19 protein-coding genes are annotated in these 18,022 nt (G+C 72.2%); 13 read left to right on the top strand and 6 right to left on the bottom strand.

Annotated elements, in window-relative coordinates:
- Positions 1-119: 119 nt before the first annotated feature.
- Positions 120-887 carry a potassium channel family protein gene (locus ACZ4NT_RS01865; RefSeq protein ID WP_121403253.1) on the top strand — a complete coding sequence of 256 codons (768 nt, stop codon included), beginning with the start codon at positions 120-122 and terminating at the stop codon, positions 885-887.
- A 141-nt stretch (positions 888-1,028) separates the two neighbouring features.
- Here ACZ4NT_RS01865 and ACZ4NT_RS01860 read toward each other — a convergent pair whose 3' ends face one another.
- Positions 1,029-1,337, bottom strand: coding sequence for a small hydrophobic protein (locus ACZ4NT_RS01860; RefSeq protein ID WP_121403252.1), 309 nt, complete (start codon positions 1,335-1,337; stop codon positions 1,029-1,031).
- 288 nt (positions 1,338-1,625) lie between these two features.
- The gene (locus tag ACZ4NT_RS01855; RefSeq protein ID WP_467722692.1) at positions 1,626-3,248 is read right to left on the bottom strand and encodes an MFS transporter; all 1,623 of its coding nucleotides are present in this window, start codon (positions 3,246-3,248) and stop codon (positions 1,626-1,628) included.
- A 112-nt stretch (positions 3,249-3,360) separates the two neighbouring features.
- Here ACZ4NT_RS01855 and ACZ4NT_RS01850 point away from each other — a divergent pair, with 112 nt between their 5' ends.
- The 3 genes from ACZ4NT_RS01850 to ACZ4NT_RS01840 all read left to right on the top strand — a co-directional run bounded on the left by ACZ4NT_RS01850 (position 3,361) and on the right by ACZ4NT_RS01840 (position 6,351).
- A complete protein-coding gene (locus tag ACZ4NT_RS01850) occupies positions 3,361-4,002 on the top strand; it encodes a TetR family transcriptional regulator (protein WP_121403250.1) in 642 nt (213 codons plus the stop codon).
- Positions 4,003-4,212: 210 nt separating this feature from the next.
- Positions 4,213-5,430, top strand: a complete 1,218-nt coding sequence (locus ACZ4NT_RS01845; protein ID WP_121403249.1) for an alpha/beta hydrolase — start codon at positions 4,213-4,215, stop codon at positions 5,428-5,430.
- Between the two features lie 66 nt (positions 5,431-5,496).
- Positions 5,497-6,351 (top strand): DUF4429 domain-containing protein, encoded by an 855-nt coding sequence (locus ACZ4NT_RS01840; protein WP_467722689.1) that lies wholly within the window; start codon positions 5,497-5,499, stop codon positions 6,349-6,351.
- A gap of 27 nt (positions 6,352-6,378) precedes the next feature.
- Here the strand turns inward: ACZ4NT_RS01840 and ACZ4NT_RS01835 are convergent, their stop codons facing one another.
- On the bottom strand, positions 6,379-7,395 hold the full coding sequence (locus ACZ4NT_RS01835; protein WP_467722687.1) for an aldo/keto reductase: 1,017 nt from the start codon (positions 7,393-7,395) through the stop codon (positions 6,379-6,381).
- Positions 7,392-7,868 carry a MerR family transcriptional regulator gene (locus ACZ4NT_RS01830; RefSeq protein ID WP_121403246.1) on the bottom strand — a complete coding sequence of 159 codons (477 nt, stop codon included), beginning with the start codon at positions 7,866-7,868 and terminating at the stop codon, positions 7,392-7,394. The genes ACZ4NT_RS01835 and ACZ4NT_RS01830 overlap by 4 nt, the downstream gene beginning before the upstream one ends.
- 96 nt (positions 7,869-7,964) lie before the next feature.
- Here ACZ4NT_RS01830 and ACZ4NT_RS01825 point away from each other — a divergent pair, with 96 nt between their 5' ends.
- Together ACZ4NT_RS01825 and ACZ4NT_RS01820 are read left to right on the top strand one after the other, a co-directional pair.
- Positions 7,965-8,444, top strand: coding sequence for a GNAT family N-acetyltransferase (locus ACZ4NT_RS01825; protein ID WP_121404753.1), 480 nt, complete (start codon positions 7,965-7,967; stop codon positions 8,442-8,444).
- A 10-nt stretch (positions 8,445-8,454) separates the two neighbouring features.
- Positions 8,455-9,282: a serine hydrolase domain-containing protein gene (locus ACZ4NT_RS01820; RefSeq protein ID WP_121403245.1), complete on the top strand. Its 828-nt coding sequence runs from the start codon at positions 8,455-8,457 to the stop codon at positions 9,280-9,282.
- 174 nt (positions 9,283-9,456) lie between these two features.
- Here ACZ4NT_RS01820 and ACZ4NT_RS01815 read toward each other — a convergent pair whose 3' ends face one another.
- A complete protein-coding gene (locus ACZ4NT_RS01815; RefSeq protein ID WP_121403244.1) occupies positions 9,457-10,113 on the bottom strand; it encodes a pirin family protein in 657 nt (218 codons plus the stop codon).
- An 83-nt stretch (positions 10,114-10,196) separates the two neighbouring features.
- Here ACZ4NT_RS01815 and fasR point away from each other — a divergent pair, with 83 nt between their 5' ends.
- From fasR to fabF, 5 genes are all read left to right on the top strand, one after another.
- Positions 10,197-11,402 carry a fatty acid biosynthesis transcriptional regulator FasR gene (gene fasR / locus ACZ4NT_RS01810; RefSeq protein ID WP_121403243.1) on the top strand — a complete coding sequence of 402 codons (1,206 nt, stop codon included), beginning with the start codon at positions 10,197-10,199 and terminating at the stop codon, positions 11,400-11,402.
- An 89-nt stretch (positions 11,403-11,491) separates the two neighbouring features.
- The gene (locus tag ACZ4NT_RS01805; protein ID WP_121403242.1) at positions 11,492-12,409 is read left to right on the top strand and encodes an ACP S-malonyltransferase; all 918 of its coding nucleotides are present in this window, start codon (positions 11,492-11,494) and stop codon (positions 12,407-12,409) included.
- A gap of 14 nt (positions 12,410-12,423) precedes the next feature.
- Positions 12,424-13,455 carry a ketoacyl-ACP synthase III gene (locus ACZ4NT_RS01800; protein WP_121403241.1) on the top strand — a complete coding sequence of 344 codons (1,032 nt, stop codon included), beginning with the start codon at positions 12,424-12,426 and terminating at the stop codon, positions 13,453-13,455.
- A 72-nt stretch (positions 13,456-13,527) separates the two neighbouring features.
- Entirely contained in the window at positions 13,528-13,776 is a 249-nt protein-coding gene (locus tag ACZ4NT_RS01795) for an acyl carrier protein (RefSeq protein ID WP_121403240.1), read from the top strand.
- An 82-nt stretch (positions 13,777-13,858) separates the two neighbouring features.
- Entirely contained in the window at positions 13,859-15,130 is a 1,272-nt protein-coding gene (gene fabF, locus ACZ4NT_RS01790; protein ID WP_121403239.1) for a beta-ketoacyl-ACP synthase II, read from the top strand.
- 112 nt (positions 15,131-15,242) lie between these two features.
- Here the strand turns inward: fabF and ACZ4NT_RS01785 are convergent, their stop codons facing one another.
- On the bottom strand, positions 15,243-15,737 hold the full coding sequence (locus ACZ4NT_RS01785) for a DUF3145 domain-containing protein (protein WP_121403238.1): 495 nt from the start codon (positions 15,735-15,737) through the stop codon (positions 15,243-15,245).
- Positions 15,738-15,998: 261 nt separating this feature from the next.
- Here ACZ4NT_RS01785 and ACZ4NT_RS01780 point away from each other — a divergent pair, with 261 nt between their 5' ends.
- Both ACZ4NT_RS01780 and ACZ4NT_RS01775 read left to right on the top strand, forming a co-directional pair.
- Positions 15,999-16,901, top strand: coding sequence for an SGNH/GDSL hydrolase family protein (locus ACZ4NT_RS01780; RefSeq protein WP_121403237.1), 903 nt, complete (start codon positions 15,999-16,001; stop codon positions 16,899-16,901).
- 54 nt (positions 16,902-16,955) lie between these two features.
- Complete coding sequence (locus ACZ4NT_RS01775; protein WP_467722683.1) at positions 16,956-17,939, top strand: aldose epimerase family protein; 984 nt, start codon at positions 16,956-16,958, stop codon at positions 17,937-17,939.
- Positions 17,940-18,022 lie beyond the last annotated feature (83 nt).

Below are 18,022 nucleotides of genomic sequence, written 5' to 3'. Positions count from 1 at the left end.
GCAGGCTGCTGTGGAGAGGGCAACACACCGAGCGGGGGGGGGGGGGGGGGGGGGGGGGGGGGGGGGGGGGGGGGGGGGCCCCCCCCCCCCCCCCCCGCCGGCTTTTCTACGATGCGGGCATGACGGAAGAATCGGCTCAGGTCCGCTGGGAGCGGCGCACCCAACGACCGCTGCTGGCGCTCGCGCTGGCATTCGCTCTCGCCTACGCCGTGCCGATCGTGGACAGCAGCGTGAGCCACGGGCTGTCGGTCGCCTGCACGGCGGTGGAGTGGGTGGTGTGGGCGGCCTTCGCCGGCGACTACCTCGTCCGGCTCGGACTGGCCCGCGACCGGCGGGAGTTCGTACGCGGTCACTGGCTGGACCTGGGCGCGGTGGTGCTGCCGATGCTCCAGCCGCTGCGCCTGCTGCGGCTCGTCTCCACGTTGCTGCTGGTGGGACGGCGGGCGCGGATGGCCTCGCAGATCAGGCTGACGACGTACGTCGTGGGTGCGGTCGTGGGGCTGCTGATGTTCGGTTCGCTCGCCGTGCTCTCGGTGGAGCGGGACTCGCCGCACGGGAACATCAGGACGCTGGGCGACGCGGTGTGGTGGTCGTTCACGACGATGACGACCGTGGGGTACGGGGATCACGCGCCGACCACCGGCATGGGCCGGATCCTCGCGGTCGGCCTGATGCTGTCCGGCATCGCGCTGCTCGGTGTGGTCACGGCGAACATCGCGGCCTGGTTCATCTCGCGTTTCGAGAAGGACGACGTGGAGGAACGCCGCCAGACGGCCGCGATCGAGGCGCTCACGGAGGAGGTACGGGCCCTGCGGGCCCAGGTCGCGGACCTGTCCCGGGTCTCCCACCCGGTCCCCGCACCCACCGAGCCGTCGCGTCCGGCCTAGAGCGCGCGGGACGTTCGGGCCCTGGCACCGGGGCTCTGCCGTCACGTGCCACGGCGCGGGACGCGGTGCCCGCGCCGGTGACCGTCGTCCCCCGCCACGGCGCGGGACGACGCCCGCGCCGGTGGCTGTCGGGGGCGCGCGTCAGAGGACTCCGCCGCCGGGGCCCGCCGAGCCGACGAGCCAGACGAGGGCGACGATCGTGTCGATCGCGCCCAGCACCAGGGCGATGAGCGCCGGCAGCGGGCGGGAACCGCCCCAGCTGCGCCCCATGCCCAGCCAGCCGCAGACCATCGCCACGGGACCGAGGACGATCCCCAGGACGAAGAACCCGGCGATCGCGCAGACGACTCCGATGATGCCCAGCGACTCGCGATCCGGCCCGGTCCGTGACCACGTCCGGCCACGTGAACGGGGGTGCCTGCGTGTGCCGTTTCCGAAGCCCGCCATCATCAACTCCTGAACTCATCGACCTTCTCGGCCAGTTCGGGTTCGATGTGCGGATACCCCCGTTCCCCCGCGGCAGACCTGCCCGCGCGCTGCCCCCCTCCGGCAGCGCGCCGCGGCATCCGGTCGCCCTCCATGTCGTGCGGAGGACTTGACCCACTGTGACCTGCGGCGCGCACCGGCGGGGAGGGATCTTGAGCGTTGTCACCCTGATGGGCGAAAAAAGGGTGACGGGGCGGATCCGGTCCGCCCCGTCACCCCCGACCTGCCGTCAGGCCACTCGGCACGCCGCCGCTAGATGTGCCCGGCGCCCGCGCCCGCCGCATCCGCGTTGACACCGCGCTTGGTGAGCAGCGCGACGAAGACGGCGACGAATGCGACCCCGGCGGCCACGAGGCACGCCAGGCTCATGCCCGAGATGAAGGTGTCGTGGGCGACGCCCGTGATCTTCGCGGCGAGTTCGGCCGGCGCGCCCTTCGGCACCGGTGCCGCGCCCTGCTGGACCGACTGCGAGGCCTGGTCCAGCTGCCCCTCGGTGAGCGGCGGCAGCTTGGCGTCGGCCCAGTTGCCCGCGAGGTCGTTGTCGACCTTGGAGGCCATCACGGCGCCGAGCACGGCCGTACCGAGGCTGCCGCCGATCTGCATGGCCGCCTGCTGCAGGCCGCCGGCGACCCCGGAGAGCTCCATCGGGGCGTTGCCCACGATGACCTCGGTGGCGCCGACCATGACGGGCGCGAGGCCGAGGCCGAGACCGGCGAACCAGAGCGACATGACGGCGCTGCCGGTATCCGTGTCCAGCGTGGACATGCCGTACATGGAGATCGCGGTGAGCGCCATGCCGCCCGCCAGCGGCAGCCGCGGGCCGGTCTTGGTGATGAGGACGCCGGCCAGCGGCGAGCCCACGATCATCATCCCGGTGAGCGGCAGCAGGTGCAGACCCGCGTCGACCGGGCTCATCCCGTGCACGTTCTGCAGGTAGAAGGTGACGAAGAACAGGCCGCCCAGGAAGGCGATGGCCATCAGGACCATCAGGACCACACCGGCGGACAGCGGCACGGAGCGGAAGAGGGCGAGGGGGACCAGGGGCTCGCGGACCTTGGTCTCCCAGAGGGCGAAGAGGGCGAATCCCAGCACCGAGGCGCCGAGGAAGGCCCAGGTGAGGCCGTCGCCCCAGCCCCATGTCGGCGCCTTGATGAGCGCCCAGACCAGGCAGAACATGGCGCCCGAGAGCAGGGCTATGCCCAGGATGTCGAAGGAGCGCGGCGCCTTCTCGGCCCGGTGGTCGGTCAGGATCAGCGCGCCGAGGACCAGCGCGAGGACGCCGACCGGCACATTGATGAAGAACACCGACTGCCAGCTGACGTGCTGGACCAGCAGACCGCCGAGGATCGGGCCGCCCGCGGTGGAGGCGCCGATCACCATGCCCCAGATACCGATGGCCATGTTCAGCTTCTCGGCGGGGAAGGTGGCCCGCAGCAGGCCGAGTGCCGCCGGCATCAGCAGCGCGCCGAACAGACCCTGGAAGACCCGGAAGGTGACCACCAGGGCGATGCTGTCGGACAGGCCGATGGCCCCGGACGCGGCGGCGAAACCGACGACGCCGATCAGGAAGGTCTGCCGGTGCCCGAACCGGTCGCCGAGCTTGCCCGCGGTGATCAGGGTGACCGCGAGGGCGAGGAAGTACGCGTTGGTGATCCACTGCACGTCGGCGAAGCTGGCGCCGAGGTCCTTGGCGATGGCCGGGTTCGCGATGGCGACGATGGTGCCGTCCAGGGCGACCATCATGACGCCGATCGCCACGCTGATGAGCGTCAGCCAGGGGTGGCCGCGCAGCCCCTTGGCGGGGCTAGGTCCGGACGGGGTGGCCGAGGCCTTGTCGGCCGGGCCCGTCGCGTCGACGGTGGTCTGACTAGTCATACCGCGGAGGCTAGTGACAGTCGCTGACAGTTGACAAACCGTTTCACTCGTCGGTAACTGTCACGTCGCCCGGACGTACGCTGAGCGGCGAAGGCCGAAAGAAGAGGACCCCATGGACACAGCGTCGCGACCGGGTCTGCGCGAGCGCAAGAAGAGGCGCACCCGGGACGCGCTGCTTCGAGCCGCTCTCGAACTGTTCACGACCCAGGGGTACGAGCAGACCACCGTCGACGAGATCGCCGCGACCGTCGACGTCTCCCAGCGCACCTTCTTCCGTTACTTCGCGGGCAAGGAGGAGGCCGCCTTCGCCGTCCAGGAGATGACCGAGGCGCACTTCGTCGAGGCGCTGCGCGGACGGCCGCCCGGCGAGGCACCGCTGGACGCCCTGCGCCGGGCCGTGTTGGAGAGCTGGGACACCATCGGCGAGGCGATCGAGGAGGTCGTCCCGCTCGAACTGCACATGCGCACCTTCCAGTTGATCGAGTCGACGCCCGCGCTGCTCGCCGCGCACCTGCGCCGCTCCGCGGAGGTGGAGGAGGAACTCGCCCAGGTGATCGCGGAGCGGGAGGGCCTCGACGTGGACGCGGATCCGCGCCCACGGGTCGCGGTGGCGGTGTTCGGCGGCGTGATGCGGGTGACGGGGCGGCTGTGGGGGGCCGGCGAAGACCTCAGCGTCGAGGCGATCCGCGAGCTGACCGCGTCCCATCTCGATCACCTCGGACCCGCACTGGCCGGCCGCTGGCGCGCGCGGTGACGGTGCCGAAGCGGGGCGGGCACCCGCCCCGACGAGTGACGATCATCTAACGCAGCGTCACAAAGCCCGCAGATAAGGCGGGTATATGGATACGCAGGGTGAGCATTTAACTCAAACTGAACCCTGTATGACCCAATTACCCCGCAAGAAACGTGATCCGCCTCACTCGGTTAACGCGAGACACTCCCGTTCTCCTAGTGTGTCCTCTCAGTGACTTCCTTCGACTCCTCCCCCCAACTCAACGTCTGGCGCGCACTGCTCGCGCTGGCCGTGGTGTTCGTGATGCTGGCGACCACCGGCTGGACCGCCGTGCACAGCCATCGGGGGGCGTCGCCGCTCGAGGCGTCGCTCGCCAAGTGGGAGCACGGACGCCTCGGCGGACACCGGCTGCCGGACCCCGACTCGGGGCCGGGCCGACTGACCCGCTTCTTCGCCTCGCTCGACACCCACCAGCGGGACCTCCTGGTCCGCCGCTACCCGCTGGCCGTCGGCAACATGAACGGCGCGCCCACGCGGCTGCGTTACCGGGCCAACCGGCTCGCGCTCGGGCAGCAGCGCAGGGTCGAACTCGCCCGCATGCACGACCCACGCCTCTCGTCCGCCGGGCAGCAGCAGGCGAGCCGCCGGATGCACCGCTATGACGCGCTGCTGCAGGGCAAGCGCCAGATCCTGGCCTTCGACCCCGAGGGCTCGGGCCGGATCGCCGAGGTCTTCGGCAACCTGACCAGGGCGGAGCGGATCTCCGTCGTGGTGCCCGGCGTCGACACGGACCTCCTCACCTTCCAGCGCTCGAACCGGAAGTACACGGCGCCCGTCGGCATGGCGCGCTCCCTGTACCGGGCCGAGCGCGCGGCGAGCGCGACGACGCGGACCGCCGTCATCGCCTGGGCCGACTACACGGCCCCGAGCGGGCTCGGCATGGATGCCGCCACCGCGATGCGCGCCCGGGACGGCGCGGTCCGGCTGAACCGGCTGCTGCACGCCCTGCCCGGCCGGGCACCCGTCGCGCTGTACTGCCACAGCTACGGCTCGGTGGTGTGCGGTGTCGCCGCCCACGGACTGCCCGGACGGGTCGAGGACATCGCGGTCGCGGGCAGCCCCGGCATGCGCGCCGAGAACGCCGCCCACCTGAACACCACGGCCCGCGTCTGGGCCATGCGGGACGCCGACGACTGGATCCGGGACGTGCCGCACCTGGAGGTCGGCGGCCTCGGACACGGCGCCGACCCGGTCTCCTCCGGCTTCGGGGCGCGGGTCCTCTCCGCCGACGGCGCCGAGGGACACACCGGCTATTTCGAACCCGGCACCGAGAGCCTGCGCAACTTCGCCCGGATCGGGATCGGCGCGTATCGCACCGTGCACTGCGCCGGGAAGGACGACGCCTGCAGGAAGGGTTTGTCCGCCGCCGCGGAGGCCGGACGCGCGTAGAAGACGAGGAATTGCGGTCGGTTCGGGGTGGCGACGGAGGGGCGCGTGCCGCATACGATGAGCCGCATGGGTGACGTACTGGCCGGATTTCATGCCGCCTGGGAGTTCGAGTCCGACTCCGTGCTCATCCGCTTCGAGCGGGGGATCCGTACGCCGAAGCTGTTCCAGGCACTCGGCGAACGCCGTGTCCCCCTGGAGGCGCTCGCGGCGGTGACCCTCGCTCCCGGGAAGCGGGGGACGGTGGTCCTGCACGCGCTGCCGAGACCGGGCGCGGACCCGCTGATGGAGGCCGCGGCGGGCCAGCTGAAGGAGACCTGCGACCCCTACCGGCTGGTGCTGCCCGCCGAGCGCGAGACCCTCGCCGAGTACTACGCGGACGAACTGCGCACCCGGCTCCTCGGGGACGATTCGCCCGCCGAGCGGTATCTCGTGGACCCGCCCGAGGCGCCCCGGCACTTCAAGGCGTACGACGCGAAGGCGTCCTTCGACGGCCGACAGGTGTCGTTCCGGTGGTCCTGGACCGGCGCCTCCTCCGCCAAGTGGAAGGCCGGCGACCAGAGTTTCCCGGTCACCGGCCTCAGCGGGGTCGAGTGGCGCTCCCCCGAGGTCTTCGAAGGCCACCTGCGGCTGCTGCACCGCGAGCCGGCCGCCGAGCAGCCGGCGCAGGCCGACCAGGACCCGGCGGCCGTCGTCTTCGGGCTCGGCTACGGCCCGGTGCACGAGTCCCTGCCGTTCGCGGCCTCGGTGCTGGCCGCCGTGCGCGCCGCCGGTCCGCCGGCCGCGGTCCCGGCGGCCGTGCCCCGCCAGGACCCCGCCGACATCGCGGACCGCATCCGTCACCTAGGCGAGCTGCACCGGGCGGGCCTGGTGACGGACGAGGAGTTCACGACCAAGAAGGCGCAGCTGCTGGCGGAGCTGTAGGCGCGGGCACCGCGAACGGGGCCCGCGTCACTCGCGCCCCGCCGACGTGAACGTCATGTCCGCGTAGCGGTCGCCGGCCACCCGGGCGGCGATCGGCTCCAGGAGCGCGCGTTCGCCGTCGGTGAGGACGATGCGGGTGGCGGCCGTGTTCTCCTCGACGCGGCTGCGCCTGCGGGTGCCCGGGATCGGCACGACGGTCAGCCCGTGCACGGCGGCCTGCTGCTGCACCCAGGCCAGCGCGATCTGGCCCGGCGAGGCACCGTGGGCGTCGGCCACGGCGCGCACCGGCTCCAGGAGCGCGGCGTTGGCGGCCGCGTTCTCGCCGGTGAAGCGGGGCTGCTGACGCCGGAAGTCGTCCGCGGTCAGGTCCTTGTCGGCGTTCGCGAAGGAGCCGGTGAGGAAGCCGCGGCCGAGCGGCGAGTAAGGGACCAGGCCCACGCCCAGTTCCCTGGCCGCGGCGATCACGCCGGCCTCGATGTCCCGGCTGAACAGCGACCACTCCGACTGGACGGCCGCGATCGGGTGCACGCCGTGCGCGGCCCGCAGCTCGCTGCCGGTGACCTCGCTCAGCCCGAGGTGCTTGACCTTGCCCTCGCGCACCAGTTCGGCCATGGTCCCGACGGTTTCCTCGATCGGGACGTCCGGGTCGCGCCGGTGCATGTAGTAGAGGTCGATCACGTCGACGTCCAGGCGCTTGAGGCTGCCCTCCACGGCCTGGCGTATGTACGGTCCGTCGTTGCGGATGATCCGCCTGGTGGGCTCGCCCGGCGGGATCGACAGGGCGAACTTGGTGGCGATGACGACCTCGTCCCGGTGCGCCTTGAAGAACGGCGAGAGGAACTCCTCGTTCTCGCCCGCGCCGTAGGCGTCCGCGGTGTCGTAGAGCGTGACGCCGAGCTCCAGAGCGCGCTCCAGGGTGGCCCTCGCCTCGCCGGCGTCCGTCGGGCCGTACGCGAAGCTCATGCCCATGCAGCCGAGGCCCTGTACGCCGACCTCGGGGCCCGAGGTGCCGAGTTGCGCCTGCGCGATCGTGCTGTCCGTCATCGGGACCTCTCCGACGCCAGGGCACGCCCGGCGTCCGCATAGAAACTGATCTTGTGGTCGAGCACGGCGAGGGTGTCCTGGAGCTCGGCGATCCGCGCCCGCACGTCCCGCCGGGTGGCCTCCAGCAGCTCGAACCGCTCGCCGTAGGTGTGGTCACCGGCCCGCACCAGCTCCGCGTACCGCACCATGTCGGCGACCGGCATGCCGGTCAGCCGCAGCTTGCCGACGAGGCTCAGCCAGTCCAGGTCGCGGTTGCTGTAGCGGCGCTGGCCGGTGTGCGAGCGGTCGATGTGGGGCATCAGCCCGATCCGCTCGTACCAGCGCAGGGTGTGCGCGGTCAGGCCGGTGAAGGCGACGACCTCGCTGATCGTGTAGCTGTCCCGGCCGTCCGGGCGCGGGTGGCGCCCGGGCGCCGGGGCGCAGACGTCCGTACCGGTGCCGGTCTCGGCGGCCGTGGTCTCCATCACCGTCATGCCCTCCACGCTAAAACCTTGGAGTGCACTCCAGGCAAGCGGATTCCGACTGAATTCCGGCGACGTCACGCCGTCTTCATGGTTACCGTGCGGATCATGACTCTCGTACGCCGCGCCGTGCCCGAGGACGCCGGGGAGCTGCTCCGTCTGCGTCAGGTGATGATCGACTCGATGTCCGGGCCGGACGGCTCCACCGAGTGGCACGCGCGGTCACTGCCGACGGTACGGCGCCGGCTCGCCGAGCCGGACGGGGATTTCGCCGCCTTCGTCGTCGACCACCCGCAGCGGGCCGGAGCGCTCGCGGCGCTGGTCGCCGGGACCGTCGAGTACCGGATCGGGCGCGCGGGCAATCCGCTCGGGGCGGTCGGGCACGTCTTCAGCGTGGCCACCGATCCGGACGCCCGGCTGCGGGGGTACGCCCGCGCCTGCATGGAGTCGCTGCTCGACTGGTTCCGTGAGCGGGGTGTCCCGCAGGTCGACCTGAACGCCTCCGCCGAGGCCGAGCCGCTGTACGCCTCGCTCGGATTCGTGCGCAAGCCCGACCCCTCGATGCGGCTGGAGCTGCGCGGCGCTTAGGCTCGTGGGCATGTCCTTGCAGAGCCTGGCGCTGACCGAGAACTGGCCCGTTCCCACCGCCGCGGCGGCCGTCGTCCGCGCGGACGGCACGGTACTGGGGGCGCACGGCCCCGGCGGGCAGCGTTTCAGGCTCGCCTCGGTCACCAAGCCGCTCGCCGCGTACGCCGCCCTCGTCGCGTACGAGGAGGGGGCCGTCGAGCTCGACGAGCCGGCCGGGCCGGCCGGGTCCACGGTCCGCCATCTCCTCGCGCACACCTCCGGACTCGCCTTCGACGAGCACCGGGTCACCTCCGCGCCCGGGGAGCGGCGGCTGTACTCCAACGCCGGTTTCGAGGTGCTGGGGGACCACATCGCGAAGGCCACCGGGTTCCCCTTCGCGGAGTATCTGCGGCAGGCCGTCCTGGAGCCGCTGGGCATGACGTCGACCACCCTCGACGGCTCGCCCGCCAAGGACGGGGTGTCGACGGTGGACGACCTCGTGCGGTTCGCCGCCGAGGTGCAGGCGCCCCGGCTGCTGGACCCGCGGACCGTCGCGGAGGCGATGACGGTGCAGTTTCCCGGCACCAAGGGGGTGCTGCCCGGGTACGGTCACCAGAACCCCAACGACTGGGGCCTCGGTTTCGAGATCCGCGACGCCAAGTCGCCGCACTGGACGGGGAGTTCGTCGTCCCCGCGGACCTTCGGGCACTTCGGGCAGTCCGGCACGTTCCTGTGGGTGGACCCGGTCGCGGGGGTCGCGTGCGTGGCGCTCACGGACCGGGCGTTCGGGGCGTGGGCCACGGAGGCGTGGCCGCCGTTCACCGACGCGGTGCTGGCGGAGCTGTCGGGCGGCGCGTGAGCCGTCCGGCTCGGGGGCTCGGCTGCCCCCGCCTGCGCCCGGGTTCCGGTCGCGCTCGGGGAGGCGAGGCGCTTCTACGCCCCTCCGCCCTCTCCCGTCCCGGCGCGGGGCTCCGCCCCGGACCCCGCTCCTCAAGCGCCGGAGGGGCTCGATTCTCCGCTCCCCCGGCCCGGGTCAGGCCGTCGTCATCTCCCAGACGAGGAGTTCCGCCGGGGAGCCCGCTATGGCCTCCAGGTCCTTCGCGTCGGTGATGCGGGCCGCGTCGCCGGTCTCCAGCTCCAGGCCGTCCAGCCGGACCTCGCCGCGCACGACGTGGACGTACACGTACGGCGCGTCCGGGATCGCGGTGCGCTCGCTGGCGGTCAGCCGGCGGACGTGGAGCAGTGCCCCCGCCTCCGGGACCGCGTACGGCGTGGAGTCCGCGATGCCGTGCACGATCTCGTAGGAGGGGTCGCCGCCCGGTTCGAGCGGCGCCAGCCACATCTGGACGAAGGTCAGCGGCGTCAGGCCGTCGTTGCGCTCCACGTGCCGCACGCCGCCGCCCGCGCCGAGACGCTGCAGGTCGCCGGCGCGGACCACCGACTCGTGGCCCGCCGAGTCGCGGTGCGTCAGCTCGCCCTCGATCACCCACGTGACGATCTCGGTGTGGCTGTGCGGATGCTCGTCGAACCCCGCGCCGGGAGCCAGCCGCTCCTCGTTGCAGGCGATGAGCGGGCCGAAGCGCAGGTTGTCGGGGTCGTAGTGGGGGCCGAAGGAGAAGGCGTGCAGGGACTCGATCCCGGCCGCCGGGTCCCCTCCGGGGTAGCGCTCGTCGGCGCGCCGTACGTCCATCACGGGACCACGGTAGACCCGCTCGGGCGGGGCACCGGGACCCGGCGCGGCGCACTCGCGTCCGGATAAGGCAGTCTTGTCCCGTGCCCGAACCCCAAACCAGCAACACCGAACCCGCAGCGCACCCTCCCCACACGCACTCCGCGACCCTGCGGCGCCTGGAGCAGTCGTCCGGGAGTCTCGCCGCGCAGGCCATCGCGCGCATGGACGAGACGCTGCCGTGGTACCGGGCCATGCCGCCGGAGAACCGGTCGTGGATCGGGCTGGTCGCCCAGGCGGGCATCGCCGCGTTCACGGAGTGGTTCCGGCGCCCCGACGCCCCGCAGGCCATCTCCACCGACGTCTTCGGCACCGCTCCGCGCGAGCTGACCCGGGCGATCACCCTGCGCCAGACCGTCGAGATGGTGCGCACCACCATCGAGGTCATGGAGAGCGCGATCGACGAGGTCGCGGCGCCCGGTGACGAATCCGTTCTGCGCGAGGCTCTGCTCGTGTACGCCCGCGAGATCGCCTTCGCGACCGCCCAGGTGTACGCCCAGGCGGCCGAGGCCCGGGGGGCCTGGGACGCGCGGCTGGAGTCCCTCGTGGTCAACGCCGTGCTGTCCGGCGAGGCCGACGAAGGCGCCGTCTCCCGCGCCGCCGCCCTCGGATGGAACTCGCCCGAACACGTCTGCGTGGTGCTGGGTACCGCGCCCGACGGCGACAGCGAGCTGACGGTCGAGGCGATCCGCCGGGCCGCCCGGCACGCCAAGCTCCAGGTGCTCACCGGCGTGCTCGGCGACCGGCTCGTCGTCATCGCCGGCGGCAGCGACAACCCGCTCGCCGTCGCCAAGTCGCTGATCGGCCCGTACGCGGCGGGATCCGTCGTCGCGGGCCCGATCGTGCCCGACCTGCTGGCCGCGACCCGGTCCGCGCAGGCGGCCGCCGCCGGCCTCAAGGCGTGTTTCGCCTGGCAGGACGCGCCGCGGCCGGTACTCGCCGACGATCTCCTGCCGGAGCGCGCGATCGCCGGGGATCCCTCGGCCCGCGAGCAGCTGGTGGAGGAGATCTACAGACCGTTGGAGGAGGCCGGATCCGCGCTCCTGGAGACCCTGAGCGTGTATCTGGAACAGGCGAGCAGTCTGGAGGGCGCCGCCCGGATGCTGTTCGTCCATCCCAACACCGTGCGCTACCGGCTCCGACGTGTGACTGACGTCACCGGCTGGTCGCCTTCCGATGTACGCTCCGCGTTCACGCTGCGCATCGCCCTGATCCTGGGGCGTCTGGCCGATGGAGATCCTCAGGCCTAGGCTTTTGTCGGGGGTCCACAATTCCCCCTCCTGTTCTTCGTCCCTGTCCCCACGGGCGGCCGTGGCCGTCCACAAGAGAGAGTGTGAGAGTGCTCGTACTCGTCGCTCCCGGCCAGGGCGCCCAGACGCCCGGCTTCCTGACTCCTTGGCTCGATCTTCCCGGTGCCGCCGACCGCATCGCCGCGTGGTCGGACGCCATCGGGCTGGACCTTGCCCACTACGGCACGCAGGCCGACGCGGACGCGATCCGCGACACGGCCGTGGCCCAGCCCCTGCTCGTCGCGGCCGGACTGCTGTCCGCCGCCGCGCTCGGCGACACGGCCCCGGGTGCCGTCGCGGGCCACAGCGTCGGAGAGATCACCGCCGCCGCGATGGCGGGCGTGCTCGGTGAGACCGAGGCGCTCCGGCTCGTCCGCAAGCGCGGCCTGGCGATGGCCGAGGCCGCCGCGGTGACCGAGACCGGCATGGCGGCCCTGCTCGGCGGGGACCCCGCGGTGACGGTGCCGCACCTGGAGAAGCTCGGCCTGACCCCGGCGAACGTGAACGGCGCAGGCCAGATCGTGGCCGCCGGTACCCTGGAGCAGCTCGCGGCCCTGGAGGCGGACAAGCCCGAAGGCGTGCGCAAGGTCGTCACCCTGAAGGTCGCCGGCGCGTTCCACACGCACCACATGGCGCCCGCGGTCGACGTGCTCGCGAAGGCCGCCGCGGACCTGTCCCCGGCCGACCCGAAGATCACGTACGTGTCGAACAAGGACGGCCGCGCGGTCGGCACCGGCGCCGAGGTCCTCTCGCGCCTCGTCGGCCAGGTCGCCAACCCGGTCCGCTGGGACCTGTGCATGGAGACCTTCAAGGAGCTCGGTGTGACCGCGCTGATCGAGATGTGCCCCGGCGGCACGCTCACCGGCCTGGCCAAGCGCGCGCTGCCCGGCGTCAGGACGCTGGCGCTGAAGACACCCGACGACCTCGACGCGGCTCGCGAGCTCGTCGTCGAGCACAGCGCGGCATAAGGAGTCCGGAGAGCATGTCGAAGATCAAGGCTAGGAAGGGCGCACCCTACGCGCGGATCCTGGGCGTGGGCGGCTACCGTCCGGTTCGGGTCGTGCCCAACGAGGTGATCCTGGAGACGATCGACTCGTCCGACGAATGGATCCGCTCGCGCTCCGGCATCGAGACGCGGCACTGGGCCTCCGACGAGGAGACGGTCGCCGCGATGTCGATCGAGGCGTCCGGCAAGGCCATCGCCGACGCCGGGATCTCCGCCGAGCAGATCGGCGCCGTGGTGGTCTCCACCGTCTCGCACTTCAGCCAGACCCCGGCCATCGCCACCGAGATCGCCGACAAGCTGGGCACCGCCAAGGCGGCGGCCTTCGACATCTCGGCCGGCTGCGCGGGCTTCGGCTACGGCCTCACCCTCGCCAAGGGCATGATCGTCGAGGGTTCCGCGGAGTACGTGCTGGTCATCGGCGTGGAGCGGCTGTCGGACCTCACCGACCTGGAGGACCGCGCGACGGCCTTCCTGTTCGGCGACGGGGCCGGCGCGGTCGTCGTGGGCCCCTCCGAGGAGCCCCACATCGGCCCCACCGTCTGGGGTTCCGAGGGCGACAAGGCCGGCACGATCAAGCAGACCGTGCCCTGGGACCGCTTCCACGTCGGCGACGTGTCGACGCTGCCGCTCGACTCCAAGGGCGACATCAAGTTCCCCGCGATCACCCAGGAAGGCCAGGCGGTGTTCCGCTGGGCCGTGTTCGAGATGGCGAAGGTCGCCCAGCAGGCGCTGGACGCGGCCGGGATCGCCCCGGACGACCTGGACGTCTTCATCCCTCACCAGGCCAATGAGCGAATCATCGACTCGATGGTGAAGACTCTGAAACTGCCGGCGCACGTCACGGTCGCCCGGGACGTACGCACCACCGGCAACACGTCGGCCGCCTCGATTCCGCTCGCGATGGAGCGGCTTCTGGCGACCGGTGAGGCGAAGAGCGGCGACACCGCGCTCGTCATCGGCTTCGGGGCGGGTCTGGTCTACGCCGCCACGGTCGTTACCCTCCCCTAGGCACACCGTCCGGATCATCGCCGGCCGGAGTACCGACACACCCTCTGGATACATACCGAAGGAGCGCCTGACATGGCCGCCACTCAGAAAGAGATCGTCGACGGTCTCGCCGAGATCGTGAACGAGATCGCCGGGATCCCTGTTGAGGACGTCCAGCTGGACAAGTCCTTCACCGACGACCTGGACGTCGACTCGCTGTCCATGGTCGAGGTCGTCGTCGCCGCCGAAGAGCGCTTCGACGTCAAGATCCCCGACGACGACGTCAAGAACCTCAAGACCGTCGGTGACGCGACCGACTACATCCTGAAGCACCAGGCCTGATCACCCGATCCCCTGGGCTGACTGCCCCGCCACCCGGCGGTGGCGCCGCTGAATCCTCGTATCCGTTGGAGAAAGAATTCCCGTGAGCCCGACCAATCGCACCGTGGTCGTCACCGGTATCGGCGCAACCACACCGCTGGGTGGCGACGCAGCCTCTACCTGGGAGGGCCTGATCGCCGGACGTTCCGGCGTCGGTCCCCTGGAGCAGGAGTGGGCCGCCGACCAGGCGGTCCGCATCGCGGCGCAGATCGCCGTGGAACCGGGCGAGGTCATCCCCCGCCCGCAGGCCCGCCGTCTCGACCGCTCGGCGCAGTTCGCGCTGATCGCGGCCAAGGAGGCCTGGGCCGACGCAGGCTTCACCGACAAGGCCGGTGAGGACGCCGCCGTCGACCCCGACCGGCTCGGCGCGGTCATCGCCTCCGGCATCGGCGGCGTGACGACCCTGCTCGACCAGTACGACGTGCTCAAGGAGAAGGGCGTACGCCGCGTCTCCCCGCACACCGTCCCCATGCTGATGCCGAACGGCCCGTCCGCCAACGTCGGTCTCGCCGTGGGCGCCCGGGCCGGTGTGCACACCCCGGTCTCCGCCTGCGCGTCGGGCGCCGAGGCCATCGGCTACGCGATCGAGATGATCCGCACCGGCCGTGCCGACGTCGTCGTCGCCGGCGGCACCGAGGCGGCCATCCACCCGCTGCCCATCGCCGCCTTCGGCAACATGATGGCGATGTCCAAGAACAACGACGACCCGCAGGGCGCCTCGCGTCCCTACGACGTGGGCCGCGACGGCTTCGTCCTCGGCGAGGGCGCCGGCGTCCTCGTCCTGGAGTCGGCCGAGCACGCCGCCAAGCGCGGCGCCCGCGTCTACGCCGAGGCGGTCGGCCAGGGCATCTCGGCCGACGCCCACGACATCGTGCAGCCGGAGCCGGAGGGCCGCGGCATCTCGCACGCCCTGCAGAACCTGCTCGACAGCACCGACCTGAACCCGGCCGAGATCGTGCACGTGAACGCGCACGCCACCTCGACGCCGGCCGGTGACGTGGCCGAGCTGAAGGCGCTGCGCAAGGTGTTCGGCGACGACGCCGACCACATGGCGGTCTCCGCGACCAAGTCGATGACCGGTCACCTGCTCGGCGGCGCCGGCGGTGTCGAGTCCGTCGCCTCGGTCCTCGCCCTGTACCACCGCATCGCTCCGCCGACCATCAACGTGGAGAACCTCGACCCCGAGGCCGAGGCCAACGCCGACATCGTCCGGGGCGAGGCGCGCAAGCTCCCCGTCGAGGGCCGTATCGCCGCGCTGAACGACTCGTTCGGCTTCGGCGGCCACAACGTGGTACTGGCCTTCCGGACCGTCTAGATTCGGCCGTACGCCGTCGGAATCCGGCCGTACGCGTCGTGCACGGGAAGGGCCCCCGCCTTCGGGCGGGGGCCCTTTTGCGTGTCCGTGACGGTGGGTCAGACGAAGTCGGTCAGACGACCTGGTGGAGCCAGCGGACGGGGGCACCCTCCCCGGCGTACCGGAACGGCTCCAGCTCGTCGTCCCACGGCTTGCCGAGGAGCTTGGCGAGTTCGCCCTCCAGGTCGGTCTCGCCGCGCTGGGAGCGGACCAGGGCGGCACGCAGCCGGTCCTCGGGGATCAGGATGTCGCCGTGGATACCGGTCACGGCGTGGAAGATGCCCAGGTCGGGGGTGCAGCTGTAGCGCTCGCCCTCGGCGGTGGGGCAGGGCTCGGCGGTGACTTCGAAGCGCAGCATCTGCCAGCCGCGCAGGGCCGAGGCGAGCTGCGAGGCCGTGCCCGCCGCGCCCTTGAAGGAGAACTCGGATCTCCAGGTGCCGGGCGCCGCCGGCTGCCGGATCCAGTCGAGGCTGACGCGCGTACCGAGTACGCCCGCGACTGCCCACTCGACGTGCGGGCACAGCGCGCGCGGCGCGGAGTGCACGTACAGAACTCCACGTGTCGTCACCGGGACCTCCGGGCAGAGCGGGACATCTTGTAACTTAGCGGAACGGCAGTGGCAGGGCGGCCACGGGGCGAGGCTACCGTGCGGCGGCGCAAGGAGTGTGACGTACCGTCGGTCCCAGCGCGGAGAAACACCGAGGTTTCACCCGGCGGGACGCGTGCGGGCCCCCGGCCGCGGTTCCACGGGCCGTCTCCGGGAGGCCGCGGCCGGCCCGGGGAGACGCGGCACCGGCCGAGCGTGCACGACGAACGAGGGGAACTGGGGATGCGCAAGCGGAGCCACCGTTCACGGACCGTCCTCGCCGTCGCGGCGGCGACCGTCCTGGGCATCGCGGGCTGCGACGCCTCCGGTGGCGACGCGCCGGCTCCGCGGGGCGCCGCCGCGAAGGGCCGCCCCTCCCCGAAGCCGACGCCCGCCTGGGACCGCAGCCCGGAGTCCCTGGTCGCCGTGGGCGACTCCATCACGCGCGGTTTCGACGCCTGTTCGGTGCTGTCCGACTGCCCGGAGGTGTCCTGGGCGACCGGCAGCGACGTCCGGGTGAACAGCCTCGCGGTGCGGCTGCTCGGCCGGGCCGGCGCCGCCGAACACAGCTGGAACTACGCGGTGACCGGGGCCCGGATGGCGGATCTGCCGGCCCAGATGACCCGGGCGGCGGTCCGCAGGCCGGAGCTGGTGACGGTCATGGTGGGTGCCAACGACGCCTGCCGCTCCTCGGTGGCGGCGATGACGTCGGTGGCCGACTTCCGGTCCGACTTCCAGGACGCGGTGCGCACGCTGCGCGCGTCGCTGCCCAAGGCGCAGCTGTACGTGTCGAGCGTGCCGGATCTGAAGCGCCTGTGGTCCGAGGGCCGCGGCAACGCACTGGGCAAACAGGTCTGGAAGCTGGGCATCTGCCCCTCCATGCTGGGGGATCCGGACGCCCTGGACGCGGCGGCGACCGGGCGGCGCGCCCGGGTGCAGCACCGCGTCGAGGAGTACAACGCGGTGCTGGAGGAGGTCTGCGCCAAGGACCGGCGGTGCCGCTTCGACGGCGGCGCGGTCTTCGACTACCGCTTCGGTACGGCGCAGTTGAGCCACTGGGACTGGTTCCACCCGAGCCGCAACGGCCAGGCGCGGATCGCGGAGATCGCCTACCGGACGGTGACGGCGAGGAAGCCGGTCGCGTGAACCCCGGAGTACGCGCGCGGCCGTCCGGGAGGTTCCGGGCGTAGGGTCTCGATCATGCCTAGCGAACTCTTCGGCACCCTCTCCGACAGCGCCCGCGTCCACCGCTGGACGCTGGAGCGCTCGGGAGTGCGGGTGCGGGTACTCACCTACGGCGGGACCGTGCAGTCCGTCGAGGTCCCCGACCGGGACGGGCGGGCCGCGGACGTGGTCCTGGGGTTCCCGGAACTCGACGACTACGTGGCCCACCCCGAGCCCTACTTCGGGGCGCTGGTCGGACGGTACGCGAACCGGATCGCGGGCGGCCGCTTCCCGCTCGACGGCCGGATCTACCACCTGGCGCAGAACAACGGGCCCAACGCGCTGCACGGGGGCGCGCGCGGCTTCGACAAGCGGGTGTGGGACGCGGAAGAGGTGGGGCACGGTGTGCGCCTGTCGCGGGTGAGCCCGCACGGCGAGGAGGGTTTCCCCGGCCGTCTGGAGCTGTCGGCGACCTACACGCTGGACGAGGACGGCACGCTGCGGATCGCCTACGAGGCGGTCACCGACGCGCCGACCGTGGTGAACCTGACGAACCACACGTACTGGAACCTGAGCGGGTCGGGCAACGCGGGCGGGCACGAACTGCGCCTGGCGGCCTCCCGGTTGACGCCGGTGGACGCGGACCTGATCCCGACCGGCGAGTTGGCGCCGGTGGACGGCACGCGCTTCGACTTCCGCGCCGCGCGGAAGGTCGGCGGCGGCTACGACCACAACTTCGTGCTCGACAAGGGCGTCTCCGCGACTCCTGTCGAGGTGGCCGAGCTGCACGACCCGGCCTCCGGGCGGCTGCTGTCCGTGGCGACCACAGAACCCGGACTGCAGCTCTACACGGGGGACCACCTCGACGCCTCGCTGCCCTTCGCGCCGGGCGACGGCATCGCGCTGGAGACGCAGCACTTCCCCGACTCCCCCAACCGGCCCGGGTTCCCCGGCACGGAACTGCGGCCGGGCGAGGTCTACCGGTCGGAGACCGTGTACCGGTTCGGGGTACGGGATTAGCGGACTCCCGCGGGTGGGGGGGGGGGGGGGGGGGGGGGGGGGCCGAGCCCCCCCCCCCCCCCCCCCCCCTATCCCCTCCCCAC

The sequence above is a fragment of the Streptomyces sp. NPDC026417 genome (genome assembly GCF_055567695.1).
This window is presented reverse-complemented; position numbering and strand designations above follow the sequence as displayed.

Excerpts from the sequence above, each read along its gene's own strand:
- ACZ4NT_RS01865 (WP_121403253.1), top strand. The coding sequence starts at position 120 with ATGACGGAAGAATCGGCTCAGGTCCGCTGGGAGCGGCGCACCCAACGA.
- ACZ4NT_RS01860 (WP_121403252.1), bottom strand. The coding sequence starts at position 1,337 with ATGATGGCGGGCTTCGGAAACGGCACACGCAGGCACCCCCGTTCACGT.
- ACZ4NT_RS01855 (WP_467722692.1), bottom strand. The coding sequence starts at position 3,248 with ATGACTAGTCAGACCACCGTCGACGCGACGGGCCCGGCCGACAAGGCC.
- ACZ4NT_RS01850 (WP_121403250.1), top strand. The coding sequence starts at position 3,361 with ATGGACACAGCGTCGCGACCGGGTCTGCGCGAGCGCAAGAAGAGGCGC.
- ACZ4NT_RS01840 (WP_467722689.1), top strand. The coding sequence starts at position 5,497 with ATGGGTGACGTACTGGCCGGATTTCATGCCGCCTGGGAGTTCGAGTCC.
- ACZ4NT_RS01835 (WP_467722687.1), bottom strand. The coding sequence starts at position 7,395 with ATGACGGACAGCACGATCGCGCAGGCGCAACTCGGCACCTCGGGCCCC.
- ACZ4NT_RS01830 (WP_121403246.1), bottom strand. The coding sequence starts at position 7,868 with ATGACGGTGATGGAGACCACGGCCGCCGAGACCGGCACCGGTACGGAC.
- ACZ4NT_RS01825 (WP_121404753.1), top strand. The coding sequence starts at position 7,965 with ATGACTCTCGTACGCCGCGCCGTGCCCGAGGACGCCGGGGAGCTGCTC.
- ACZ4NT_RS01820 (WP_121403245.1), top strand. The coding sequence starts at position 8,455 with ATGTCCTTGCAGAGCCTGGCGCTGACCGAGAACTGGCCCGTTCCCACC.
- ACZ4NT_RS01815 (WP_121403244.1), bottom strand. The coding sequence starts at position 10,113 with ATGGACGTACGGCGCGCCGACGAGCGCTACCCCGGAGGGGACCCGGCG.
- ACZ4NT_RS01800 (WP_121403241.1), top strand. The coding sequence starts at position 12,424 with ATGTCGAAGATCAAGGCTAGGAAGGGCGCACCCTACGCGCGGATCCTG.
- ACZ4NT_RS01795 (WP_121403240.1), top strand. The coding sequence starts at position 13,528 with ATGGCCGCCACTCAGAAAGAGATCGTCGACGGTCTCGCCGAGATCGTG.
- ACZ4NT_RS01780 (WP_121403237.1), top strand. The coding sequence starts at position 15,999 with ATGCGCAAGCGGAGCCACCGTTCACGGACCGTCCTCGCCGTCGCGGCG.
- ACZ4NT_RS01775 (WP_467722683.1), top strand. The coding sequence starts at position 16,956 with ATGCCTAGCGAACTCTTCGGCACCCTCTCCGACAGCGCCCGCGTCCAC.